We start from the raw sequence: 3,445 nt of genomic DNA, 5'->3' as shown, positions 1-3,445 counted from the left end.
GGTCAGCGACGCCCGCTCGATCCCCTTGCGCGACATGAAGTCCCCCTCGACGTAGTAGAGCACCTCGTCGGAGTCCACGTTGGAGTGGTTGTAGGGCGCGGGGATCGCCAGCGGGTGGTAGTCGAACAGGCGCGGCACGAAGGAACACAGCACGTAGCCCGGCCCGTCGAACGTCTGGTGGACGGGCGGCGGCTGGTGGACGCGGCCGGTGATCGGCTCGAAGTCGGCGATGTTGAAGGCGAAGGGCCACAGGTGGCCGTCCCAGCCGACCACGTCCAGCGGGTGGTGGTCGTAGATAAAGCAGGTGATCTGGTCGCGGGCCTTGACGCGTACCTCGAACTCGCCCGTCTCGTCGTGAGTGACCAGCTCGTCGGGCGGGCGGATGTCGCGCTCGCAGTAGGGGGAGTTCTCCAGGAATTGGCCGTAATTATTGAGATAGCGCTTGGGCGGGGTGACGTGGCCGAAGGACTCGACGACGAGCATGCGCTGCGGCGAGCCTTTGTCGGGCACGAGCCGCCAGATGACGCCGGTGGGAATGACCAGGTAGTCGCCGGGGCCGTAGCGCAGCACCCCGTACTGGCTCTCCAGCACGCCCGTGCCCTCGTGGATGAACAGCACGTCGTCGCCGTGGGCGAACTTGTACCAGTAGGTCATGGGCTGGGTGGGCCGGGCGATGTGGAGGACGACGTCGTGGTTGCCCAGGAGGGGGACGCGGCCGGTGATGGCGTCGCCGCCGGGCGGGATGGGGGCGGCGCGCAGGTGGCGGGGGCGCAGGGGGCCAGCGTCTTCGTAGGCGATGGGGTCAGTGGGCACGGTGTCCAGCCGGCGAATGGCCGTGGGCGGGTAGCGGTGGTAGAGGATGGACTGGATGCCGGCAAAGCCGTGGATGCCCATGACTTCTTCGTGATAGAGGCGGCCGTCCGGCTGCCGGAACTGCGTATGCCGCTTCCTCGCCACCTCACCCAACTTATAATAGTAGGTCATGTGTACCTCCCAATAAATCAACCACGGATTGGCACGGATTTTACGGATGATACGGATTGAAGCGTTGGGCTAGCGGTGTACCATTTCAGCCGGCAAGGCTTTTCGCTCGTTTGTCAGTATTAGGCGTTTGTAGGTTGCTTGTCGCCCGAAATTCAGAAGCAGGCCGACTTCCAGGCTGCTGGCTTTTAAGTAGTTGTGGAGTTGCGCGGTATGCTCGGGGATCAACCTCTCGACGGTTTTTAGCTCCACAATGACCTTGTCCTCGACAACCAGGTCAGCGAAGTATTCGCCAACACAAGTTCCACACTCAACGGCGCTTGCTGATGCACGCGCAGCCCGCGCTGGACAAGCAGAAACGCCAACGAGTTCTCATACACCCTTTCCAGAAAGCCGTAGCCTAGCGTGTTATATACATCGTAGAAGGCTCCAATGATCGGTCCGGTGATTTCCTCATGTAACACGATTAACTCTCCCAAGTTGGATACTGTGAAAAGTTGCGAACAACCTACTCTAATCCGTCATGGCTCCCCTGAGTATAGATCAATCCGTAACATCCGTTAAATCCGTGAAAATCCGTGGTGAATTTATTACAGATTCCCACGTAACGCTTGCTCACGTTCGATGGACTCAAAGAGGGCCTTGAAGTTGCCCTTGCCGAAGCCCCGCGAGCCGTGGCGCTCGATGATCTCGAAGAACACCGTCGGCCGATCCTCCACCGGCCTGGTGAAGATCTGCAGCAGGTAGCCCTCCTCGTCCCGATCCACCAGCACCCCCAACTCCGCCAGCACGTCCACCGGCTCGTTGATCTTCCCCACCCGCGCCTCCAACTCCTCGTAGTACGTCGTCGGCACGCGCAGGAACTCGATCCCGTTGTCGCGCAGTTGCGTCACCGTGGCGATGATGTCGCCCGTCGAGCAGGCCAGGTGTTGCACCCCCGGCCCGTAGTAGTAATCGAGATACTCCTGAATCTGCGACTTCTTCTTGCCCTCGGCCGGCTCGTTAATGGGGAACTTCACCTTGCCCGTGCCGTCCTGCATCACCTTCGACATCAGCGCCGAGTACTCGGTCGAAATGTCCTGGTCGTCGAAGTGGATGAGCTGGCTGAAGCCCATCGTCCGGGCGAAGAACTCCACCCAGCGGTTCATGGCCCCCAGCTCGACGTTGCCGACCATGTGGTCGATGGCCGCCAGCCCGACCCCCTTGTGCCAGGCGCGGCCGGCGTGGCCGTCGGGTTGGTAGCCGTTGCGTGGCGCGTAGCCCGGCGCGAACGCGCCGTGGTAGGCCGAGCGATCCACAAACTTGATGAGCGTGTCGCCATAGGCGCGCACGGCCGAGTAGCGCAGCACGCCGCACTCATCCTCGACGGCCGTGGGCGGGATGGCTCCCGTCGCGCCGCGGGCCGTCGTCTGGCGGTAGGCGTCCTCCGCGTCGGGCACGGCCAGGGCCACCACGGCCACGCCATCGCCGTGCAGGTGGGTGTGTCGGGCGACGGGGTGGTCAGGGCCTAGCGCGGCCGTCAGCACCAGCCGAATTTTGCCCTGCATCATAACGTGGGAGGCCGTCTGCCGGTTGCCCGTCTCCAGCCCGCTATAGGCCGCCTGGGCAAAGCCGAAGCCCGTCCGGTAGAAGTGCGCCGCCTGTTTGGCGTTGCCGACGTAGAATTCGACGTGGTCGATGGCCTGAATCGGTAGGAAGTCGTGGGTCATGGGTTGTGGGTCTCCTTTTAGTGGTCAGTGGTAGGGGCGGGTTTGAAACCCGCCCCTACGTGGTCAGCAGGTCAATTGGGCGCTCCCCTGCTCCCCCGCACGCCTCCGTCAGTACGCGGCCCAGGCGCGCGATGCCGTCCTCAATGTCGTCCAGACAACAGTTGGAGAAGTTCAGCCGCATATAGTGACGCGCGGAGACGCCGGGCAGGGCGAAGGCATGGCCGGGGATGAAGGCCACCCGCTCGCGCTCCAGGGCCGTCTCCAGCAGGGCCACGCTGTCCACCCCCTCCGGCAGCCGCACCCAGATGAACATGCCCGCCCGCGGCCGCGTCCAGACCAGCCCCGGCGGGAAGCAGCGCGCCATGGCCGCCAGCATCGTGTCGCGCCGCCGCCGGTACTCGTCCCGCAGGCGCGCCACGTGGGCCGGCAGGTGGCCCGCGTCCAGATAGGCCGCCACCGCCCGCTGCGTCAGCGCCGAGGACTCCAGATCGCCGGCCTCCTTGATGACGGTCAGCTTGGGCAACAGCGCCTCCGGCGCAATCAGCCAGCCCAGCCGCAGCGCCGGGGCCAGAATCTTGGAGAACGAGCCGACGTAGAGCACGTGCGTGTCATTATAGGCCCGCACGGGCGGGGCGCAGCGGCCGTCGTAGGCCAGGAAGCCGTAGGGGTCGTCCTCGACGATGGGGAGCCTATAGGCTTCGGCCACCTCGGCCAGCCGGCGGCGCTTTTCTTCGCTGACGCTGACGCCCAGTGGG

3 protein-coding genes and 1 pseudogene are annotated in these 3,445 nt (G+C 64.4%); all 4 read right to left on the bottom strand.

Annotated features, from left to right (window positions below; translation table 11 throughout):
* Positions 1–984 (bottom strand): homogentisate 1,2-dioxygenase (locus ACE3UY_RS04540; RefSeq protein WP_374686366.1); only part of this gene is annotated, 984 nt, incomplete at its 3' end.
* A gap of 69 nt (positions 985–1,053) precedes the next feature.
* Positions 1,054–1,445 (bottom strand): annotated as a pseudogene (locus tag ACE3UY_RS04535) (GxxExxY protein).
* A gap of 126 nt (positions 1,446–1,571) precedes the next feature.
* Entirely contained in the window at positions 1,572–2,690 is a 1,119-nt protein-coding gene (hppD, locus tag ACE3UY_RS04530) for a 4-hydroxyphenylpyruvate dioxygenase (protein WP_374686365.1), read from the bottom strand.
* Positions 2,691–2,745: 55 nt separating this feature from the next.
* The coding region (locus ACE3UY_RS04525) for a PLP-dependent aminotransferase family protein (protein ID WP_374686364.1) at positions 2,746–3,445 on the bottom strand (700 nt) is incomplete at its 5' end.

It is taken from the genome of Promineifilum sp. (SeqCode), assembly GCF_041918635.1.
Classification (GTDB): Bacteria; Chloroflexota; Anaerolineae; order Promineifilales; family Promineifilaceae; genus Promineifilum.
Note: the sequence above shows the minus strand (reverse complement) of the source record. Positions and strands in the feature narration are given on the sequence as shown.

Coding starts and splice junctions, on each gene's coding strand:
- hppD (WP_374686365.1), bottom strand. CDS start 2,690: ATGACCCACGACTTCCTACCGATTCAGGCCATCGACCACGTCGAATTC.